Source organism: Pseudomonas sp. WS 5027 (genome assembly GCF_012985695.1).
In the GTDB taxonomy this organism is placed as follows: Bacteria; Pseudomonadota; Gammaproteobacteria; order Pseudomonadales; family Pseudomonadaceae; genus Aquipseudomonas; species Aquipseudomonas hygromyciniae.
On sequence record NZ_JAAQWU010000010.1, the window covers coordinates 162,400 to 182,979 of the forward strand.

20 protein-coding genes and 1 pseudogene are annotated in these 20,580 nt (G+C 61.1%); 8 read left to right on the forward strand and 13 right to left on the reverse strand.

Annotated elements, in window-relative coordinates; translation table 11 throughout:
* Window positions 1-50 precede the first annotated feature (50 nt).
* Window positions 51-434: a lysozyme inhibitor LprI family protein gene (locus HBO09_RS14520; RefSeq protein WP_169995240.1), complete on the forward strand. Its 384-nt coding sequence runs from the start codon at window positions 51-53 to the stop codon at window positions 432-434.
* A gap of 4 nt (window positions 435-438) precedes the next feature.
* On the opposite strand, the pseudogene HBO09_RS28930 reads toward HBO09_RS14520, so the two are convergent.
* The 5 genes and pseudogenes from HBO09_RS28930 to HBO09_RS14540 all read right to left on the reverse strand — a co-directional run.
* Window positions 439-525, reverse strand: a pseudogene (locus tag HBO09_RS28930) (outer membrane lipoprotein carrier protein LolA); the annotation flags it as partial.
* Window positions 526-546: 21 nt separating this feature from the next.
* Complete coding sequence (locus HBO09_RS14525; protein ID WP_169995242.1) at window positions 547-1,992, reverse strand: SulP family inorganic anion transporter; 1,446 nt, start codon at window positions 1,990-1,992, stop codon at window positions 547-549.
* 83 nt (window positions 1,993-2,075) lie between these two features.
* A complete protein-coding gene (locus HBO09_RS14530; protein ID WP_169995244.1) occupies window positions 2,076-2,972 on the reverse strand; it encodes a LysR family transcriptional regulator in 897 nt (298 codons plus the stop codon).
* Between the two features lie 41 nt (window positions 2,973-3,013).
* Window positions 3,014-3,604, reverse strand: coding sequence for an NAD(P)H-dependent oxidoreductase (locus HBO09_RS14535; RefSeq protein ID WP_170060914.1), 591 nt, complete (start codon window positions 3,602-3,604; stop codon window positions 3,014-3,016).
* Between the two features lie 123 nt (window positions 3,605-3,727).
* Window positions 3,728-4,492, reverse strand: a complete 765-nt coding sequence (locus tag HBO09_RS14540) for a sulfite exporter TauE/SafE family protein (RefSeq protein ID WP_169995248.1) — start codon at window positions 4,490-4,492, stop codon at window positions 3,728-3,730.
* Window positions 4,493-4,683: 191 nt separating this feature from the next.
* Here HBO09_RS14540 and HBO09_RS14545 point away from each other — a divergent pair, with 191 nt between their 5' ends.
* Window positions 4,684-5,613: a LysR substrate-binding domain-containing protein gene (locus HBO09_RS14545; protein ID WP_169995250.1), complete on the forward strand. Its 930-nt coding sequence runs from the start codon at window positions 4,684-4,686 to the stop codon at window positions 5,611-5,613.
* On the opposite strand, the gene HBO09_RS14550 is transcribed toward HBO09_RS14545, so the two are convergent.
* Window positions 5,610-7,040: an amino acid permease gene (locus HBO09_RS14550; protein ID WP_169995252.1), complete on the reverse strand. Its 1,431-nt coding sequence runs from the start codon at window positions 7,038-7,040 to the stop codon at window positions 5,610-5,612. The two genes, HBO09_RS14545 and HBO09_RS14550, sit on opposite strands and share 4 nt — an antisense overlap.
* Window positions 7,041-7,137: 97 nt before the next feature.
* Window positions 7,138-8,388, reverse strand: coding sequence for a kynureninase (gene kynU, locus HBO09_RS14555; RefSeq protein WP_169995254.1), 1,251 nt, complete (start codon window positions 8,386-8,388; stop codon window positions 7,138-7,140).
* 143 nt (window positions 8,389-8,531) lie between these two features.
* On the opposite strand from kynU, the gene HBO09_RS14560 reads away from it, so the two are divergent.
* Window positions 8,532-9,005, forward strand: a complete 474-nt coding sequence (locus HBO09_RS14560) for an Lrp/AsnC family transcriptional regulator (protein ID WP_029299899.1) — start codon at window positions 8,532-8,534, stop codon at window positions 9,003-9,005.
* Window positions 9,006-9,130: 125 nt separating this feature from the next.
* Here HBO09_RS14560 and catA read toward each other — a convergent pair whose 3' ends face one another.
* The 3 genes from catA to HBO09_RS14575 are packed head-to-tail and all read right to left on the reverse strand — an operon-like array spanning window position 9,131 to window position 11,534.
* Complete coding sequence (gene catA / locus HBO09_RS14565; RefSeq protein WP_169995256.1) at window positions 9,131-10,060, reverse strand: catechol 1,2-dioxygenase; 930 nt, start codon at window positions 10,058-10,060, stop codon at window positions 9,131-9,133.
* Between the two features lie 42 nt (window positions 10,061-10,102).
* Window positions 10,103-10,393, reverse strand: coding sequence for a muconolactone Delta-isomerase (catC, locus tag HBO09_RS14570; protein WP_169995258.1), 291 nt, complete (start codon window positions 10,391-10,393; stop codon window positions 10,103-10,105).
* A gap of 13 nt (window positions 10,394-10,406) precedes the next feature.
* Entirely contained in the window at window positions 10,407-11,534 is a 1,128-nt protein-coding gene (locus HBO09_RS14575; protein ID WP_169995260.1) for a muconate cycloisomerase family protein, read from the reverse strand.
* 114 nt (window positions 11,535-11,648) lie between these two features.
* On the opposite strand from HBO09_RS14575, the gene HBO09_RS14580 reads away from it, so the two are divergent.
* Window positions 11,649-12,524, forward strand: coding sequence for a LysR family transcriptional regulator (locus HBO09_RS14580; protein ID WP_169995262.1), 876 nt, complete (start codon window positions 11,649-11,651; stop codon window positions 12,522-12,524).
* 133 nt (window positions 12,525-12,657) lie between these two features.
* Here the strand turns inward: HBO09_RS14580 and HBO09_RS14585 are convergent, their stop codons facing one another.
* On the reverse strand, window positions 12,658-13,659 hold the full coding sequence (locus HBO09_RS14585; protein ID WP_169995264.1) for a helix-turn-helix domain-containing protein: 1,002 nt from the start codon (window positions 13,657-13,659) through the stop codon (window positions 12,658-12,660).
* 309 nt (window positions 13,660-13,968) lie between these two features.
* Between HBO09_RS14585 and antA the strand changes: the two genes are divergently transcribed.
* The 4 genes from antA to HBO09_RS14605 all read left to right on the forward strand — a co-directional run bounded on the left by antA (window position 13,969) and on the right by HBO09_RS14605 (window position 18,484).
* A complete protein-coding gene (gene antA / locus HBO09_RS14590; RefSeq protein WP_169995266.1) occupies window positions 13,969-15,360 on the forward strand; it encodes an anthranilate 1,2-dioxygenase large subunit in 1,392 nt (463 codons plus the stop codon).
* Window positions 15,360-15,851, forward strand: coding sequence for an anthranilate 1,2-dioxygenase small subunit (antB, locus tag HBO09_RS14595; RefSeq protein WP_029299908.1), 492 nt, complete (start codon window positions 15,360-15,362; stop codon window positions 15,849-15,851). Before antA ends, antB begins: the two co-directional genes overlap by 1 nt.
* A gap of 150 nt (window positions 15,852-16,001) precedes the next feature.
* Window positions 16,002-17,009: an anthranilate 1,2-dioxygenase electron transfer component AntC gene (gene antC / locus HBO09_RS14600; RefSeq protein WP_169995269.1), complete on the forward strand. Its 1,008-nt coding sequence runs from the start codon at window positions 16,002-16,004 to the stop codon at window positions 17,007-17,009.
* A gap of 71 nt (window positions 17,010-17,080) precedes the next feature.
* Window positions 17,081-18,484, forward strand: a complete 1,404-nt coding sequence (locus HBO09_RS14605; protein WP_169995271.1) for an amino acid permease — start codon at window positions 17,081-17,083, stop codon at window positions 18,482-18,484.
* Window positions 18,485-18,730: 246 nt separating this feature from the next.
* On the opposite strand, the gene kynA is transcribed toward HBO09_RS14605, so the two are convergent.
* Together kynA and kynB are read right to left on the reverse strand one after the other, a co-directional pair.
* Entirely contained in the window at window positions 18,731-19,588 is an 858-nt protein-coding gene (gene kynA, locus HBO09_RS14610; protein ID WP_029299913.1) for a tryptophan 2,3-dioxygenase, read from the reverse strand.
* On the reverse strand, window positions 19,585-20,235 hold the full coding sequence (gene kynB / locus HBO09_RS14615) for an arylformamidase (RefSeq protein ID WP_169995273.1): 651 nt from the start codon (window positions 20,233-20,235) through the stop codon (window positions 19,585-19,587). Before kynB ends, kynA begins: the two co-directional genes overlap by 4 nt.
* Window positions 20,236-20,580 lie beyond the last annotated feature (345 nt).

A 20,580-nucleotide genomic window follows, 5' to 3' on the forward strand; every position in this document is an offset into this window, starting at 1 on the left:
CCCGTGTCCGGTCTCAGATTGCACACCGAATCCTCTTCAGGAAGCCCGTCATGAACCGTAGAACCCTCGCCATCAGCGCGCTATTGCTGGCCTCGTCCGGCACCTCGATGGCCGCCGACAGCAGCCCCGCCCTGCAAAAATGCATGGACAGCGCCAACACCACAGCCGCGATGGTCGGCTGCAACGCCCAGGAAACCAAGGTTCAGGACAAGCGCCTGAACAGCGCCTACAAAACCGCGCTGCAAGCCCAGCAAGGCCCGCGCAGGCAGCAATTGCAGGATGTGCAGCGCCTGTGGATCAAATACCGCGATGCCAATTGCGCCTTCGCCGGCTCCGCGACCGGTGGCAGTATTGATCAGGTCAATGGCTCTGGCTGTGTACTGGACATGACCCAGACCCGCGCCGAGGAACTGGAAAACCTCGTCGGTCCTTGATCTCTGTGGGAGCGGGCTTGCCCGCGAAAAACCTGAGAGCGCCGCGTGCGTCCAGAAGCCCCGCGTTATCGTTGACGCTTTTCGCGAGCAAGCTCGCTCCTACAGGGGAGGATCAGTCGTGTTGCACCCGCGCACGCTTGAGCAGTTTCTTGCAGCGCTCGGACAAATGCAGCACACGCAGATGCTTGCCAGCCTTGGCGTAGCGCTCGCGCAGGGTCATCAAGGCCGCGATAGCGGAGTAGTCGACAAAGCTCAGGTGCCGGCAGTCCAGCGTGACCTGGGCCGGATCGTTGGCCGGGTCGAACTGGTTCAAGAACGGCGTGGTCGAGGCAAAGAACAGCGTACCGTGCAGGCGATAGAGCTTGCTGCCATCCGCCTCCAAATGTTCATCGGCGTACAGCTCACGGGCCTGTTGCCAGGCAAAGTTGAGCGCGGCAATCACAATCCCGCACAGCACCGCCGTGGCCAGGTCGGTAAAGACGGTGATCACCGTCACCGCCATGATCACCAACACATCATTGAGCGGCACTTTGTTGATGACCCGCAGCGACGCCCAGGCAAAGGTCTGCTGGGACACCACAAACATCACCCCCACCAGCGCCGCCAGGGGAATGCGCTCGATCAGCGGCGACAGGAACAAAATAAACAGCAGGATCATCACCCCGGCAAACACCCCGGAGAAACGCCCGCGCCCGCCCGAGCTGAGGTTGATCACGGTCTGCCCGATCATTGCGCAACCGCCCATGCCGCCAAACACCCCGCTGACCATATTTGCCGCGCCCAGGGCCACGCTTTCACGGTCGGGATAGCCGCGGGTCTCGGTGATTTCATCGGTGAGGTTCAAGGTCAGCAGGGTTTCCAGCAGCCCCACCATCGCCATCAAAAACGCGTAAGGCGCGATGATGCCCAGGGTTTCCAAAGTCCAGGGAATCTGCGGCAAGGCAAAAGTCGGCAGGCCACCGGCGATGTGGGCCATGTCGCCCAGGGTGCGCGTGGGCAAGCCCAGCAGGTACACCGCCAGCCCCACCCCGAGAATCGCCACCAGCGCCGGCGGCACCGCGCGCGTCAGGCGCGGCAGCAGGTAGACGATGGCCATGGTCGCCGCCACCAGCGCGCCCATCACATACAACGGCGTGCCACTGAGCCAGGCCTCACCGCTCTTGAAATGCTCCAGTTGCGCCAGGGCAATGATGATCGCCAGGCCGTTGACGAACCCCAGCATCACCGGGTGCGGCACCATGCGCACCAGCTTGCCCAGGCGCAGCAAGCCGAAGGCGATCATGATCAAACCGCCGAGCAGCACTGTCGCCAGCAGGTACTCCACCCCGTGTTGCACCACCAGCGCGACAATCACCACCGCCATCGACCCCGCCGCCCCCGAAACCATCCCCGGCCGGCCGCCGAACAAGGCGGTCAAGGTGCAGATGATAAAGGCGCCATACAGCCCCATCAGCGGGTTGAGGTGGGCCACCAGGGCAAAGGCGATGCATTCGGGCAACAAGGCAAAAGACGTGGTGAGTCCGGCCAGGGCATCGGCACGCAGACGAGAGAGTTTCATGGGGTTACCGGGGGAATTGCGGGGAATGAGGTGGCGATGGTACGCAAATACATCAGATGGAACCACTGTGGTAAACAGTCGGTTCAACAGGAGTAGCGCGCCAGTTTTTCCTGGATAAAGTCGAGAAAGCACTGGATACGCAGGGCCAGTTGCGAGTTGCGGTAGTACACCGCGTTGATCGGCTGGCGATAGCCACTGTTGAACGGGGCCAGAACCGTCTGCAAGCGACCGGCGTTGATGTCTTCGATGGTCATGAAGTGCGAAAGGCAGGCGATCCCCTGCCCCTCCAACGCCAGTTGGCGAAGGGTTTCACCGCTGGACGCGGCAATGTCCGGCTCGATCTGCCAACGATCGCCCTGCACATGGCGCAGCGGCCAATGATTGAGGGTTTCGGTCTGGGTAAAACCGAGCAAGGTATGGTCGGCCAGGTCTGCCACGCTGGTCGGCGTGCCGTGTTGTTCAAGGTACGCCGGGCTGGCCAGGATATGCAGTGGACTGCAGCCCAGGGAGCGGGCATGCAAGGTCGAATCCGCCAGGGTGCCGATGCGGATCGCAATATCGGTGCTCTGCTCCAGCAGGTCGATGATCAGGTCGTTGCTGTTGAGCTCCAATTGGATATCCGGGTACAGGCGGCGAAACTCGGCGACGTACGGCACGATGGCATGCAGCATGAACGGCGACGCCGCATTGATCCGCAAGCGCCCGGACGGGGTTTTCTGCCGCGACGACAGGCGCTCTTCCAACTCGTCCATCTGCGCCAGGATCAGCTTGGCCTGTTCGAAGAAATACTTGCCCTCTTCGGTCAGGTCCATGCGCCGCGTGGTGCGGTTGATCAGGGTGGTGTCGAGCTTGGCTTCGAGCCGCGACAAGGTGCGGCTGACCGCCGAGGGCGTCTGCCCGACTTGTTCGGCGGCGGCGGAAATCGAACCGCACTCAATCACGCAGACGAAGATCTGTAGCTCATCGGATCGGGCTTTCAACGTGAATCCTCGTGAATACGGCTGCGTGGATACTAGCCGTATTACCGGGGCAGGTTAAACACCTGGGCCAGATGCTCCTCGTAACGCAGCACATCAGCCTCAATGGATGGGCGCTTCATCACGTCCACACAGAGGAACGTCGGCAGGCCGCTCATGCCGAGGAACTGGTTGGCCTTGTGGAACGGGAAATACACCGCATCCACGCCCTTGGCTTCGAAGAAGTCGCTCGGATCGTCGAAGGCCGCCTGCGGCGCGTTCCAGGTCAGCGACAGCATGTACTGCTTGCCCTGGATCAGGCCACCGCTGCCGTACTTTTGCGAGGCATCGGAACGGGTGCGGCCATCACTGGCGTACAGGCTACCGTGGCCTTCGGTGAAGACTTCGTCGATGTACTTCTTGACGATCCACGGGGCGCCCATCCACCAGCCGGGCATTTGATAGATGATCACGTCGGCCCAGAGAAACTTGGCGACTTCTTGCGCAACGTCGTAGCCGGCGTCGATATGGGTGACTTTCACGTCGATACCACCACGGTCCAGCACGGCCAGGGCGGCGTCGTGCAGGGTGTTGTTGTAGCGACCATCGGAGTGGGCGAATTTCTTGCCACCGTTGAGCAACAGAACTTTTTTCATGGGGGGTTACCTGAAGGTTGAAAATGTATGAGCGCAGGCTACGGGCAACCCCTCGGGTGAGTAAGCCACGGAACGGCAAAACACTTTTGACCTTCAAGCACGAGTAACTATCTGATTGTTGCGCTAACCGCCAATCAGCAGGTGCCCGCCCAGGGCCGCCATGCCGATAAAAAACACGCGTTTGAACAGCACACCGCTGATGCGCTGGCGCAGCTTTTGCCCCAGCCACATGCCTATCAGAGCCGGCACTAGCGCCAGCAGCGAGGCATTCAATTCGCCGGCACCGAGGTTGCCGCGCCACAACAGCCCGGCTGCCAGGGCCAGGGTGGACACGGTGAAGGACAGGCCCAGCGCCTGCACCAGTTGGTCACGGTTCAAGCCCAGTGCTTGCAGGTAGGGCACGGCCGGGATCACGAAGACGCCGGTGGCCGAGGTGATGATCCCCGTCAGCAGACCACACACCGGTCCCAGCCAACGCTCAGCGCTGCCCGGTACGCTGAACGCCGGCAGGAACAGCCCGCACAGCGCATACACCAGCAATGCCCCACCCAGCGCCCGCACCACCCATGGGCCAGCGTCCATGCCCAGCCACAGTGAGCCGAGCCCGGTGCCGAGGAAAATCAGCAGGAGCATGGGCCACAGGCGTTTGCTTAATGCGCCCAAGTGCCCACCGAAGGCCAATTGCCAGAGGTTGGTAATGGTAGACGGGATGATCAGCAGGGCCGCAGCCTGCGCCGGCAGCATAGCCAGACCGAGCAGGCCCATGGCGACGGTGGGCAAGCCCAGGCCGATCACGCCCTTGACGGTGCCGGCCAGCAGGAAGGTGCCGATCACCAGCAGTGTCAGGGCTGGACCGAGGTTTTGGTAGAACGCTAGGAAGGTCGTCATGGCGGGAATTGTGCGGGTTTGGCGAGGGGTTGGGAATTCGCCATATACTGAGGCAGCCTCTTGTTTTGTGTGAGGCTGATAACGCTATCGCAGGCAAGCCAGCTCCCACATTTTGAATGTGTTCACAAATCCCAATGTGGGAGCTGGCTTGCCTGCGATGAGGCCCGTCCAGGCACCCGAGATTTCCAGCCATGCACTTTGACCTGATTGACCTGCGCCTCTACCTGCACATCCTCGACACCGGCAACATCACCGCCGGCGCCGCCCGCAGCCATTTATCCCTGGCCGCCGCCAGTGCGCGCATCCGCGCCATGGAGGCCTCATTGGGCATCGCGTTCCTGCAGCGTGGCCGCCGTGGCGTGACCCCGACCGCCGCCGGCAACGCCCTGGCCCGGCACGCGCGCCTGCTCTTGCAGCAGGCCGAGCGCCTGCAACAAGACCTGGCGGAGTACGCCAACGGCGTCAAAGGCCAGGTGCGTCTGCTGTGCAACACCACCGCCCTCAGCGAATACCTGCCGGAGTTGCTGGCGGATTTTCTCTGCGCCCACCCCAACCTCGATATCGACCTGCAAGAACTGCCCAGCCTGCGCATCACCCACGCCTTGCGCCAGGGCGCGGCGGACCTGGGGATTACTTCCGACGCGGTGGACACCCACGGTTTGCAGACCCGGCCGTTTCGCGATGATCCACTGGTGTTGATCCTGCCGACAGGTCACCCGCTCACCGCCGGCGCAGTGAGTTTTATCGACAGCCTGCCCTACGACTATGTAGGCCTGGCCGCCGACAGTGCATTGTCGGTGTACCTGGAGGAACAGGCCCTGCACGCGGGCTTCCGCTTACAGACCCGGGTACGTGCCGATGGTTTTGATGGGGTGATGCGCATGGTCGCCCGTGGTGCCGGGCTGGGGATTGTGCCACTGGCGGCATTGCAGCGCTGGCCCCACGCGCAGCCATTTCAGGCCCAGCCCCTGACGGAGGACTGGGCCTGTCGCACACTGCTGTTATGCGCACGTTCGTTTGAGCAGTTGCCGGGTTATGCCACTGCCCTGCTGAACGCACTCACGGTAGGAGCGGGCTTGCCCGCGAAGGTCGTCAACGATAACGCGGGCTTGCAGGTTTAACGTGGCGTGCTCGGGTTTTTCGCGAGCAAGCTCGCTCCTACAGGGGTTGCGCGGCGCTTGCGGAAGAACACGTAATACACCGCCGAGAGAATCAACAGGAACGGCACGCCAAACACCAGGGTCATCTTGAACGCCTCGGTGAAGTAGGTGGTCACCATCACCGCGCCCATCAGCACCAGCCCCAGCAACGTGCTGTAGGGAAACAGCCGCAGTTGGAACGATAACTTCGGCCCGCCGTGACGCTTGCGGTAGCGGCGGAAGAACAGGTGTGTGAGGAAGATCATGAACCAGGTGAAGATCGCGCCGAACATCGAGATGGCCATCATCAAGGTGAAGGAGCTTTCCGGGTATACCACGTTCAACAAGGTCGCCAGGGCGATGCCCGAACTGGACAACAGCAACGCGTTCAGGGGGATGCCGCTTTTACTCAAGGCACCCATGGATTTAGGCGCAAAGCCGCCACGGGACAGGCTGAACATCATGCGTGTGGTGATGTAGAGCTGACTGTTCATCGCCGACAATGCGGCAATCAGAATCACGAAGTTCATCACCCCGGTGGCGCCGGGAATGCCGATGGTCTGCATCACCGTGACAAACGGGCTCTGGCTCTGCCCGGACTGGTTCCACGGCACGATGGCCAGCATCAACGCCAGGGTCAGCAGGTAGAACACCACCAGCCGTACAATCGTGGCACGGAAGGCTTTTTTCACCGCCTGCTCCGGGTCGGCCGCTTCACCCGCCGCCACCGCGATCATCTCCACGCTCAGGTAGCTGAAGATCGACACGATCACCGCGATCCACATGCCGCTCAGGCCATTGGGGAAAAACCCGCCGTGGGCCGTGTAGTTCTGCACCCCGTAATCCGGGTTGCCAGAGCCGAACACCACATACACCGCAAGGATGATAAAGCCGACGATGGCGCTGATCTTGATCGTCGAGAACCAGTATTCGAAATTGCCAAAGGTCTTGACGCTGATGGCGTTGAGCACGATCAGTACGCTGGAGAACGAGACGATCCACACCCATTCCGGCACGTTGGCGAACCAGTACTTCATGTACATCGCCACCGCCGTGACCTCGGCGCCCACCGCCAGCACAATCGCCGCCCAGTATGCATAACGCACCAGGAAGCCGGCCAACGGGCTGATATAGAACTCGGCGTAGGCGCCAAAGGAGCCGGAGGTGGAATGGGCCACCGTCATCTCTGCCAGGCAGCCCATCAACAACAGGGTGATCAACGCACCGATGGCGTAGCTGACCAGCACGCTGGGGCCGGCATAACCGATGGCGTAAGCACTGCCCATGAACAGCCCGGTGCCAATGGCGCCACCGATGGCGATCATGCTCATTTGCCCGGAAGTGAGTTGGCGCCGCAGGCCCAACTCGCGATTGGTGATTGCTGCAAAGCCGTTGTCTGGCGTGGTCACGTGCGTGCCCCTTTTATTATTGTGATTGTTACTGCTGGCCAAGCACCTGTGGGAGCTGGCTGTGGGAGCCAGCTCCTACATGGGTTTTGTGGTGCGCTTAGGTGACGCTGTGGCGCACTTTGAATTGTGGTTGGTCCCAGGTTTTGCCATCGAGGATTTCGCCAAGGATTTCTACTGCATCCCACACCTCGGTGAAGCTGGTGTACAGCGGGGTAAAGCCAAAGCGCATGATCTTCGGCTCGCGGTAGTCACCGATCACGCCACGGGCGATCAGGGCTTGAATGATGGCGTAGCCTTCGGGGTGTTCGAAGCTCACATGACTGCCGCGCTTGGCATGCTCGAGCGGGGTGATCAGTGTCAGGTCGTGGGCGGCGCAGCGGCTTTGCACCAGCTCGATAAACAGGTCGGTCAGCGCCAGGGATTTACGACGCAGGCTGGCCATGTCGGTCTGGGCGAAGATCTCCAGGCCGCACTCGACCATCGCCAACGAGGTGATCGGCTGGGTGCCGCACAGGTAGCGAGTGATGCCCTTGCCTGCGACGTAGTTGGACTCCATGGCGAACTGGCGGCTATGGCCGAACCAGCCCGACAACGGCTGCGTCACCAGCTCTACCAGCGCCGGGTTGACCCACACAAACGCCTGGGAACCGGGGCCGCCGTTGAGGTATTTGTAGGTGCAACCAATGGCGTAGTCGGCGCCGGCCTGGTGCAGGTCAATCGGCACCGCGCCCGCCGAATGCGCCAGGTCCCAGATCGCCAGCGCACCGCACTCATGGCTCAGGGCGGTCAGTGCCTGCATGTCGTGCATGTAGCCGGTCTTGTAGTTGACGTGGGTGATCATCACCACGGCGGTGTCCTGGTCGATGGCCGCTGGCAGTTCGTCCGGGCTGTTCACCAGGCGCAGGGAATAGCCCTGTTGCAGCAGCGCAGCCAAGCCTTCGGCGATGTACAGGTCGGTGGGGAAGTTGCTCGCCTCGCTGACAATCACCTTGCGCTGCGGCTGGCGTTGGCGCTGCACGCTCAACGCTGCGCTGAGCACCTTGAACAGGTTGATCGAGGTGGTATCGGTTATCACCACTTCAGCCTCGCCCGCGCCGATCAGCGGCGCCAAGCGGTTGCCCAGGCGCTGGGACAGATCGGCCCAGCCAGCGCTGTTCCAACTGCGGATCAAACCATCGCCCCACTCCTGGGCAATCACCGCTTGCGCCCGCTCCAATGCCGCCACCGGACGTGCGCCGAGGGAGTTGCCGTCAAGGTAGATCACGCCTTCCGGCAGGGCGAATTGATCGCGCAGTGGCGCCAGCGGGTCCTGGGCATCGAGGGTCTGGCAATGGTTTCGGGTGGTCATGGAAAGTCCTGTTTTTATAGGTGACGATGGACCAAATAATGAACGAAGATTTGCAGAATTTTCGTGCAAAGTGCGCTACAACTGGCGTAATAAGCTGTAGGAAATTCGAATTTAACCTCCAAATACGCGGATTAATTCTAAGCATGATTCTTGACGCCACCGACCTGCGCCTCCTGCATTTCCTGCAACAGGATGGCCGTATCAGCAACCAGGAACTGGCGGAGAAAGTCGCCCTGTCGCCGTCCGCCTGCCTGCGCCGTTTGCGCCTTTTGGAGAGTGAAGGGGTGATCAGCGGTTATCGCGCGGTGCTCAATGCCGAGCAGTTGGGGATCGAGTTGGAAGCCATCGTCCACCTGTCATTGCGCCAGGATATGGAGGATTGGCACGAGACCTTTATCAAGAAGGTCCAAGGCTGGCCGGAAGTGGCCAGCGCCTATGTGATCACCGGCGCCAGCAACTATGTGTTGCGGGTACAGGCGCGCAACCTCAAGCACTTCTCCGACTTTATCGTGAACCACCTGAACCGCACCGCGGGGGTGATGGATATCCGCTCGGAGATCGTGCTGCAGAAGATCAAGGACCGGGATGAGGTGCTGGACCTGGTCGTACGCAAATAACCAGCCCCACCACAAAACCAATGTGGGAGCGGGCTTGCTCGCGAAGGCGGTGTGTCAGTCAATACATCTGGCGACTGACACACCGCTTTCGCGAGCAAGCCCGCTCCCACATTTTTTTACCGCGCTCAGTCTTCGAGAGCGCGTACGCGCTGCAGGCGTTTTTGCTCGACCGCTGCCACCGCTGGCTGCAATTCGAAGTCAAAATCGATCTGCGCAAACTTGCCTTCCACACCGAATTCCCGCGCCAGTTGCGGGTCTTCGCTGAAGCGAATTTCGGCAATCAACTCGTCCCGGGTGGCATAGGCAAAGTCATCGTGCAGATACGGATCATCCGACAGGTTGATCTGCGTGGTCAGGTGCCGATGCCCCGGCGCCGAGATAAAGAAGTGGATATGCGCCGGCCGCTGGCCGTGACGGCCCAGTTGATCGAGCAACTGCTGGGTCGGGCCGGTCGGTGGGCAGCCGTAGCCGGACGGCACGATGCTGCGAAAGCGGTAGTTGCCCTGGGCATCGGTCTCGATCCGGCGACGCAGGTTGAACTCCGATTGCGACGGGTCGAACCAGGAGTAAGTACCGCCGGTATTGGCTTGCCACACGTCCACAATCGCCCCGGCCAATGGCTTGCCGTCGACGTCGCGCACTTGCCCGCGCATAAACAGCGGCACCGCCGCATCCAGGCCATCATCCAGCCGCGCCTCGTACTTGGAGAGCGGCGCGCCCGCCACGTACAGCGGCCCTTCGATGGTGCGCGGCGTGCCGCCAGACTTGCCGGCTTGCTCGTCGGCTGCGTCCATCAACAGGTCCAGGTAATGCTCCAGGCCCAGGCCGGCGGCGAGCAGTCCGGCTTCCTGGTTCTTGCCCAATTCGTTGAGGTAGTTGACCGCCTTCCAGAACTCTTCCGGGGTCACTTCCAGGTCTTCGATGATGTTCACCGTATCGCGCAGGATCCGGTAGATCAGCGCCTTGGCCCGTGGGTTGCCGGCATCATTGAGGTTGCCGCTGGCTTCTTCGAGGAAGCGCTGGGCGTGGGCAGTCTGGGACAGTCGAATGGACATGGTGCAATCCTCATCTTGTAATTATTAGGTGGCTAGACAGACTCAGCGATCATCCTCATGGATCGACGACGGATGCCGGCACAGGGCATTCACTTCGATGGCCATGTAGGGATAGAGCGGCAGTTGCATCAGCAGGTCATGCAGTTCCTGCACGCTGTCGACATCGAACACGCTGTAGTTGGCGTACAACCCGGCGATACGCCACAGGTGGCGCCACTTGCCCTGCGCTTGCAGGCGTTGGGCCAGGGCTTTTTCGTCGGCCTTGAGGGCCGCTGCGCGCTCGGGGTTCATGTCCACAGGCAGGTTTACGGTCATTTTTACGTGGAGCAACATCACAGGCGTCCTCTTAATGTTTGTCGCGACGGAAGAACGCCAGGCGTTCCTCATCGATGGCCAGGCCCAGGCCCGGGGCGGTCGAGACATGCAGGTGGAAATCGCGATACACCAGCGGCTCGCTGAGGATGTCCTCGGTGAGCAGCAGCGGCCCGAACAGCTCGGTGTCCCACGCCAATTTGTTCAGGGTGAGAAACGCATGGGCCGAGGCCAGGGTGCCGATCCCTCCTTCGAGCATGGTGCCGCCATACAGGCCGATACCCGCCGCCTCGGCAATCGCCGCCGTGCGCAACACCGCACGCGGGCCGCCGTTTTTCGCGATCTTCAGGGCGAACACCGAGGCCGCACCTTCGCAGGCCAGGTTGAAGGCATCTTCGACACATTCAATGGATTCGTCCGCCATGATCGGCGCCGGGCTCGACAGGTTGAGCCGAGCCATGCCGCCACGGTTGTTGCGCGAGATCGGCTGTTCGATCAGGTCGATACCGTTGTCACCCAGCACCTGGCAGGCGCGCAGGGCCACGGCTTCGTCCCAGGCCTGATTGACGTCGACCCGCACGCTGGCGCGCTCGCCCAGGGCCTTTTTGATCGCGATCACATGGGCCAGGTCCTGGCTGACTTCACCGGCACCGATCTTCAACTTGAAGATGCGGTGGCGGCGCAGGTCGAGCATCTTCTCGGCCTCGTCGATGTCCTTTTGCGTATTGCCGCTGGCCAGGGTCCAGGCCACCGGCAGGGCATCGCGCACGCGGCCGCCGAGCAGTTCGCTGACCGGCAAACCCAGGCGTTTGCCGAGAGCATCGAGCAAGGCGCTTTCGATGCCGGACTTGGCGAAAGTATTGCCACGAATGCTGCGCTCCAGGCGCAACATCGCCGCGTTGATATTGCTGGCGTCCTGGCCGATCAGCAGCGGGGCGAAGTGTTGGTCGATATTGATTTTGATGCTGTCGGGGCTTTCGTTGCCGTAGCTCAGGCCACCGATGGTGGTGGACTCGCCAATCCCTTCGATGCCGTCGGCGCAACGCACGCGGATGATCACCAGGGTCTGGTTCTGCATGGTGTGCATCGCCAGCTTGTGCGGGCGGATGGTGGGGAGGTCGACGATGATGGTCTCGATCGACTCGATGGCGCAAATCGGCATGGCAATACCCGTTGGGTTCTTTATAGGTCTGGCCTGATTCTGTCGCCCATTGTTGTTGGCTTCCAATATAGAATTGGTCTCGAACAATACCCTCAAGGTATGAGAGGAACCCGTATGGAACTGCGCCACTTGCGTTACTTCCAGGTGCTGGGGGAAACCCTGAACTTCACCCGCGCCGCCGAACGCCTGCACATTGCCCAGCCGCCGTTGAGCCGGCAGATCCAGCAATTGGAAGATGAGTTGGGCGTGATCCTGCTGGAGCGTGGCCGGCCACTGCGGCTGACCGAAGCCGGGCGCAACTTCTATGAACACGCCAATGTGCTGTTGGAGCAACTGGCCAAGACCTGCGATAACACGCGGCGCATTGGCCTGGGGCAAAAGACCTGGCTGGGCATCGGTTTTGCCCCCTCGACCCTGTACGGCGTACTGCCGGAGCTGATTCGCCGTCTGCGCAGCCATGACGCGCTGGAGCTGGAGTTGGGCCTGGCGGAGATGACGACCCTGCAACAGGTCGAAGCGCTCAAGGCCGGGCGCATCGATGTGGGCTTCGGGCGGATTCGCATTGATGACCCAGCCATCGTCCAGCGCGTGCTGGTGGAGGATCGGCTGGTGGCGGTGCTGCCCGCCGGGCACCCGCTGCTGGACGCACCCGTGACCCTCGCGCAACTGGCCGCCGAGCCGTTGGTGCTCTACCCCGGCAACCCGCGTCCCAGCTATGCCGACCATGTGATCGCCCTGTTCGACACCCACGGCCTGGCGATCAAGGTGGCGCAATGGACCAACGAATTGCAGACCGCTATCGGCCTGGTCGGCGCGGGCATGGGGGTGACGCTGGTGCCGGCGTCGGTGCAGATGCTGCATCGGGCGGATATCGGCTACACGCCGATTGTCGAGGCCACGGCGACTTCGCCGATCATTCTCAGCCGGCGAATTAATGATCAGTCGCCGGGGCTGGGTCATTGTCTGCAATTGGTTGAAGAGCTGATCTGAAACAGCCCAAACACCACTGCCCCAATGTAGGAGCTGGCTTGCCTGCGATAGCGGTGGATCAGTCACCAGATTCTTTGACTGTCCCACCGCTATCGCAGGCAAGCCAGCTCCTACATGTTGATTTGCAGTGTGTTCAGGCACCGCGCATGCGTCGGGCATCGTTGCGTTGCAAGGTCTGGCTGGGGGATTCGTCGAACAGTTTGCGGTACTCCGCCGAGAACCTTCCCAGGTGGGTAAAGCCCCAGCCCAGGGCGATTTCGGAGATGGTACGGGTAGCCCCATGTTCGAGAATTTCCTGGCGCACCGCGCTCAGGCGGTACTTCTTCAAGTAGGCCATGGGCGACAGGGCAAAGTATTTGCGAAAGGCATCGAACAGCTTGAACCGCGATACGCCGGTGGCCGCCTCCAGGTCTTCCAGGTGCAGGGCTTCGCGGGCGTTGGCGTGAATATACTGGCGGGCGCGGAGCAGATAGTGGGGCAACTTGACCCCCAGCACGTCGCGCAACTCTTCGGAATAGTTGTTCGGCTGGGCCAGGATCAGGCCCTTGATCAGCGAGCTTTCCAAGTCACGGGTAAACGCTGCCTGGTCATACAGCTCGCTGCTGTGCTCCAGCTCCGCAATGAAGTGCCGCGCCATGCGCCACCACGCCGCGGGTGCGCCTTGCACCGCATCCATCACCGATTCAAAGCGCAGCGGCGCATCGATCGGTCGCTGCAACAGACCCTCCAGGGTTTCGCTCATTGCCGCACGGGTAATCACCACTTGCAGCTTGCGGCAGTCGCCGGAGATCGCCAGCACCTGGTGTTCATTGGGCGAAATGATCACGCCCTGGTCGCGGTTGGAACTCAGGCGCTGGCCACCCTTGCTCAGTTCCTGCTCGCCCACCAGCGGCAGGCTCAGGCTGTAGCTGCTGAAGTGTTCGGCATCTTCGATATCGATGGTCACGTCGGTGCCGTACTCGATCACCCCCAGCGTGGTGGCGCGGGACTTGAACACATTGGCACTGTGGTGAAAGCGCAGGCGTTCCGGGGTGGTGGTTTCCAGCCGATGGGGCCCGCAGATGCCAGACATCCAACTGCGGGCGCCTTCAAGGTCGAAACGTTCAATACGAATATCGCGTGTATGGCTACTCATCAGGGTGCACTCACGGCGGTTGTGGCCAGCGCGCTCTAGCGGCGCGTCCGGTGGATCAAGGCAAGTTCTGCGCCACGTCGCGCACTTGTCCACTGGGTGGATAACGAGCGTCGACTATGTGGATAAGAAGCCGGCTTTTTCGACAATTGCCTAGCCTGACAGTAGCGCATTCCCCGGCGTCGTTGCACGGATGTGGGTATTTGCGCCCCAACTATGCGGCCCATCTTCCCCCACTAAGCGGATAGCTGGGCGCCCCCCTGCCCGCCTCTAATGAACCACCGATTAGCTACCCAATAAAAGGTGCCTCCCATGAGTGGTGCAAGAAGCGTCGAGCAGTGGAAAACATTTATCGAAAGCTGCCTGGACTTTCGTCCGGCCGAGGGCGTGTTCCGCATCGCCCGGGACATGTTTACCGAGCCCGAGCTGTTCGACCTGGAGATGGAACTGATCTTCGAAAAGAACTGGATCTACGCCTGCCACGAAAGCGAACTGGCCAACAACCATGACTTCGTGACCATGCGCGCCGGGCGCCAGCCTATGATCATCACCCGCGACGGTGAAGGCCAGCTCAATGCCTTGATCAACGCCTGCCAGCATCGCGGCACCACCCTGACCCGCGTCGGCAAGGGTAACCAGTCCACCTTCACCTGCCCGTTCCACGCCTGGTGCTACAAGAGCGATGGCCGCCTGGTGAAGGTCAAGGCGCCGGGGGAATACCCGGAAGGTTTCGACAAGGCCACCCGCGGCCTGAAGAAGGCGCGCATCGAAAGCTACAAGGGCTTTGTGTTTATCAGCCTCGACGTGCAGGGCACCGACAGCCTGCAAGACTTCCTCGGCGACGCCAAAGTGTTCTTCGACATGATGGTCGCGCAGTCCGCCACCGGTGAGCTGGAAGTGCTGCCGGGCAAGTCGGCCTATACCTACGACGGCAACTGGAAGCTGCAAAACGAAAACGGCCTGGACGGCTATCACGTCAGCACCGTGCACTATAACTACGTGGCCACCGTGCAGCATCGCCAGCAGGTCAACACCGAAAACGGCAGCGCCTCCGGCAGCACCCTGGACTACAGCAAGCTCGGCGCTGGCGATGCCAACACCGATGACGGCTGGTTTGCCTTCAACAACGGCCACAGCGTGCTGTTCAGCGACATGCCCAACCCCAGCGTGCGCTCCGGCTACGCCACCATCATGCCGCGCCTGGTGGCAGAACACGGCCAGCAGAAGGCCGAGTGGATGATGCACCGCCTGCGCAACCTGAACGTCTACCCGAGCCTGTTCTTCCTCGATCAGATCAGCTCGCAACTGCGCATTATCCGCCCGGTGGCGTGGAACAAGACCGAGATCATCAGCCAGTGCCTGGGGGTGAAGAACGAGTCCGACGCCGACCGCGAAAACCGCATCCGCCAGTTTGAGGACTTCTTCAACGTGTCCGGCATGGGCACCCCGGATGACCTGGTGGAGTTTCGCGAAGCCCAGCGTGGTTTCCAGGGCCGCCTGGAACGCTGGAGCGATATCTCCCGGGGCAGCCACCGCTGGGAAACCGGGTCGACGCCCAACAGCGAGGCCATCGGCATCACACCTGCGATGACTGGCACCGAATTCACCCACGAAGGGCTGTACGTCAACCAGCACCGCAACTGGCAGACATTCCTGCTGGACGGTCTCGACGCACAAGCCCTGAAACTGCACGAGGTGAAATGATGAACGCGCAATTGCAGTACCAGATCGAGCAGTTTTTCTACCGCAAATCCGAGCTGTGCGACGCCCAGGACTGGGATGCCTATGTGCAGTTGTTTGACCCGCAGAGTGAGTTCCATCTGCCGCAGTGGGATTCGGAACACGTCTATACCCGCGACCCCAAGCGCGAGATGTCGTTGATCTACTACGCCAACCGTTCGGGCCTGGAAGACCGGGTGTTCCGCCTGCGCACCGGCAAGGCCGCGTCCGCGACGCCGATGCCGCGCACCTTGCACCTGATCAACAACGTGCGGGTTACCGAGCTGGCAGACGGCTGCCTGGAGGTGCGCTTGAACTGGCACACGCTGTTTTATCGGTTGGCGATGTCGGAGCAGTTCTATGGCCACGCCACCTATAGCCTCAAGCCCCATGGCGACAGCTGGCTGATCACGCGCAAGCATGCGCTGCTGCTCAACGACACCATCAACTCGGTGCTGGACTTCTACCACCTCTGACGTTGACGTCCCCCCTTCAACTGTAGGAGCGAGCTTGCTCGCGAAAAAACCAAGGGCTGCGCGTGCATTCAGGATGCCCGCGCCATCGTTAACGTTTTTCGCGAGCAAGCTCGCTCCTACAGGTATTACCCAATCCATGGAGAACGGTGGATGAATCACAAAGTGGCCTTCAGTTTTGCCGACGGCAAGACCTTGTTCTTCCCGGTGGGCGCCAACGAGATCCTGCTGGACGCGGCGCTGCGCAACGGGATCAAGATCCCCCTCGATTGCCGCGAAGGTGTCTGCGGCACCTGCCAGGGTCGCTGCGAATCCGGCGACTACAGCCAGGATTATGTGGACGACGAGGCGCTTTCCAGCCTCGACCTGCAACAGCGCAAAATGCTCAGTTGCCAAACCCGGGTGCAATCCGACGCGACGTTTTACTTCGATTTCGATTCAAGTCTGTGTAATGCGCCGGGCCCCGTGCAGATCAGTGCCAAGGTGTGCGAAGTGCAACAGGTGTCGGCCAGCACCGCGATCCTGTCGGTGCAATTGGAACAGACCCTGGACTTTCTACCGGGCCAATATGCGCGCCTGTCGATTCCAGGCACTCAGCACCAGCGCTCCTACTCCTTCGCCAACCGCCCGGGCAACCGCTTGCAGTTCCTGATCCGCCTGCTGCCGGATGGGGTGATGAGCAACTACATGCGCGAACGCTGCCAGGTCGGCGATGAAATCACCCTGGAAGCGCCGCTGGGTGCGTTTTATCTAAGGCACGTCACCCAGCCATTGGTACTGGTGGCCGGCGGCACCGGCTTGTCGGCGCTGCTGGGGATGCTCGACGAATTGGCCGAGCGTGGCTGCGAGCAACCGGTACACCTGTATTACGGTGTACGCGGTGCCGAGGATTTGTGCGAGGCCGAGCGCATCAAGGCGTATGCCCAATCCATCCGTGGTTTTCGCTACACCGAAGTGCTCAGCGACCCATCGCCGCAGTGGTTGGGCAAACGCGGTTATTTGACCGAGCATTTCGACCTGGCCGAATTGCGGGATAGATCGGCAGATATGTACGTATGCGGCCCCCCTCCAATGGTCGAATCCATCAAGAACTGGCTGCAAGAACAGGCACTTGATGGCGTTCAGCTGTATTACGAAAAGTTTACCGAGAGTAATATCTGACCCCTCAGCACTGAGGGGCGGGTCTGGCGTGCAGGATCAACCCTGAAAAAAACAAGTAGAAGGGAATGTTAATGGCGGATGACATGGTTAACCCGGTGGGCCTCAAGCGTGGCCTGAAAAACCGGCATATTCAGCTGATTGCCCTGGGTGGGGCGATTGGTACGGGCTTGTTCCTCGGTTCGGCCGGGGTGCTGAAGTCGGCGGGGCCGTCGATGATCCTGGGCTATGCGATAGCCGGGTTTATCGCGTTCCTGATCATGCGCCAGTTGGGCGAGATGATCGTCGAGGAACCGGTCGCCGGCTCCTTCAGCCACTTCGCCCACAAGTACTGGGGCGGCTACGCAGGCTTCCTCGCCGGCTGGAACTACTGGGTGCTGTATGTGCTGGTGGGCATGGCCGAATTGACGGCGGTGGGCAAGTACATCCAGTTCTGGTGGCCGGAAATACCGACCTGGGTCAGTGCCGTGGTGTTCTTCATTGCGGTGAACCTGATCAACACCCTGAACGTGAAGTTCTTCGGTGAGACCGAGTTCTGGTTCGCGATCATCAAGGTGGTGGCGATCATCGGCATGATCGTGCTCGGCTGCTACTTGCTGTTCAGCGGCACCGGCGGACCACAGGCCTCGATCAGCAACCTGTGGGACCACGGCGGCTTCTTCCCCAATGGCGGCATGGGCCTGCTGATGGCCATGGCCTTCATCATGTTCTCGTTCGGTGGCCTGGAGCTGGTGGGTATTACCGCAGCCGAAGCCAGCGAGCCACGCAAAGTGATCCCCAAGGCGATCAACCAGGTGGTGTACCGGATCCTGATTTTCTACGTCGGCGCCCTCACCGTGCTGCTGTCGCTGTACCCATGGGATCAACTGCTGCAAACCCTCGGGGCCTCGGGCGATGCCTACAGCGCCAGCCCATTCGTGCAGATCTTCTCGCTGATCGGTAACGACACCGCTGCGCACATCCTCAACTTCGTGGTGCTGACCGCGGCGCTGTCGGTGTACAACAGCGGCGTGTACTGCAACAGCCGCATGCTGTTCGGCCTGGCCGAGCAAGGCGACGCGCCCAAGGCGCTGATGAAGCTCAACAAGCAAGGCGTTCCGCTGCGCGCCCTGGGCATTTCGGCCCTGGTGACGCTGCTGTGCGTGGTGATCAACTACGTGGCGCCCAAGGATGCACTGGTGCTGTTGTTTGCGCTGGTGGTTGCGTCGCTGATGATCAACTGGGCGCTGATCAGCCTGACCCACATCAAGTTCCGCAAGGCCATGGGTGAACAAGGCGTAGTGCCGACGTTCAAGACTTTCTGGTTCCCGTTCAGCAACTACCTGTGCCTGGCGTTCATGCTGGTGATCGTGGGCGTAATGCTGGCGATTCCGGACATGCGCCCGTCGGTGTATGCGATGCCGGTGTGGGTAGGGATTCTCTTCCTGGCGTACTGGTTGCGCGCCAAGAAGACCAAGACTGTGGCTGTCGCGCAGTAACCTGTGTAGGCGCCCGCTCATCTGGGAGCGGGCTTGTGTGGGAGCGGGCTTGCTCGCGAAAGCAGTGGGTCAGTCAACATCAATGTTTGCTGAGCCGACGTCTTCGCGAGCAAGCCCGCTCCCACATTTGATCTTCGCTGCTTTGAGCATTGCGTTCGTTTAAGGCTAGCCCGGCTCCCATATGAACAGGGCCACAATAGGAATGTATTGCCAATGAAAAAGCCCCGGAGAACCGGGGCTTTTTTATTACAGCGTTGAACGCACTCGCCACAGCTCGGGGAACAGCACGGTGTCGAGCATCTTGCGCAAGTACCCCACACCTTCGGTGCCGCCGGTGCCCGGCTGGAAGCCAATGATCCGCTCTACGGTGGTCACATGGCGGAAGCGCCATTGGCGGAACGAGTCTTCCAGGTCGATAAACTTCTCGGCCAACTGATACAGGTCCCAGTAACGGTTCGGATCGCGATACACCTCGCGCCACGCCGCCTCCACGGATTCGTCATGCACCGTAGGCGCCGTCGGATCGCGTTGCGCGCGCTGCGGGTCAATCGCCAGGCCCGCCTTGATCATCAGGTTGATCGCCTCGTCATACAGCGACGGCGTGGCAATCGCCACTTGCAGCTCCTTGAGCAATTCCGGGCGGTGGGCGTGAGGCCGCAACAGCGCCGCGCTTTTATTGCCGAGGATGAACTCGATTTCCCGGTACTGGAACGACTGGAAGCCCGACGACTGCCCCAGGTACGGGCGGATCGACTTGTACTCCGACGGCGTCATGGTCGCCAGGACCGCCCAGGCGTGCACCAGTTGGTCGAAGATGCGCGACACCCGCGCCAGCATCTTGAACGCCGGCGCCAACTCACCCAGGCGCACGTGCTCACGGGCGGCCTTGAGTTCGTGGAGCATCAGCTTCATCCACAGCTCGGAAGTCTGGTGCTGGATGATAAACAGCATTTCGTTATGGTCCGGCGACAACGGATGCTGGGCCGTGAGCACTTTGCCCAGGTCCAGGTAGTCGCCGTAGCTCATGGACTCGGAAAAATTCAGCTCGGCGTTATGCCATTCTTCCGGCGGCTGGTAATCAGGGGAGAAAGGACACTGGCTCATCGCGTGGGCTCCTTGAGCGGGCGCAGGATTGCTCGTACCGGGCTGGCATCGAGGTTGGCAAAACGCAGCGGCAGGGCGATCAACTCGTAATCGCCTTGCGGTACATCGTCGAGCACGATGCCTTCGAGAATCGCCATGCCATGACGGGCGACAGCGTTATGAGCATCCATGGTCTTGGACTGTTGCGGGTCCAGGGACGGGGTGTCGATGCCGATCAAGCGTACGCCCAGGCTGGCCAGCAGCTCGACGGTTTCTTGGGCGACGGCGGTGAAGTTCGAATCCCAATTAGTCAGTGGCGCCTGTTGATAAGTACGCAACAGAACCCGCTCCGGCAGGTTATCCAGGTGGCCTTGCAACTGCTCCGGCTGCACCAGCGCACCGCCGTCCAGGCAATACACCACCCGACAGGGGCCCATGTACACCTCCAGCGAGACTTCGCCGATGGGCGCGCCGTCGGCGCTGTAGTGCAGCGGCGCATCGACATGGGCGCCGGTGTGGGGCGATAGGGTGATGCGCCCGACGTTGACCGGGCATTCGGGGCCGAACTGCCAGACGCGCTCTTCCTGGAACGGCGTATCGCCCGGCCACGTCGGGGTGGCGGTGCTCAAGGGTGGGCTGATATCCCACCACGTTTTTATTGGATTCATACGAGGCTCTCGGTTGTTTCTAAAGTGAATGATACGAGGGCCAGCGGTAAATATTCTTGCGAATTCCAGCGCAAAGGCTGATTTCTTTCGTACTTACTGCGAAGAAATGTCTGATTAGTGAATGGATCCTTCAGCCACCACAGATCAAATGTGGGAGCGGGCTTGCTCGCGATTGCGCAGTGTCAGGCAATGATTCATCAACTGACCCACCGCTTTCGCGAGCAAGCCCGCTCCCACAAGGGTTTTGTGTATTTTTGCAGAGTGTGTGAGCTGCGCTTCTGGGCATCCCGATGTCGAGTTCAGACCACAGGCATTCGCCCCGGCGCTATAGGGTTCACCTTTGTC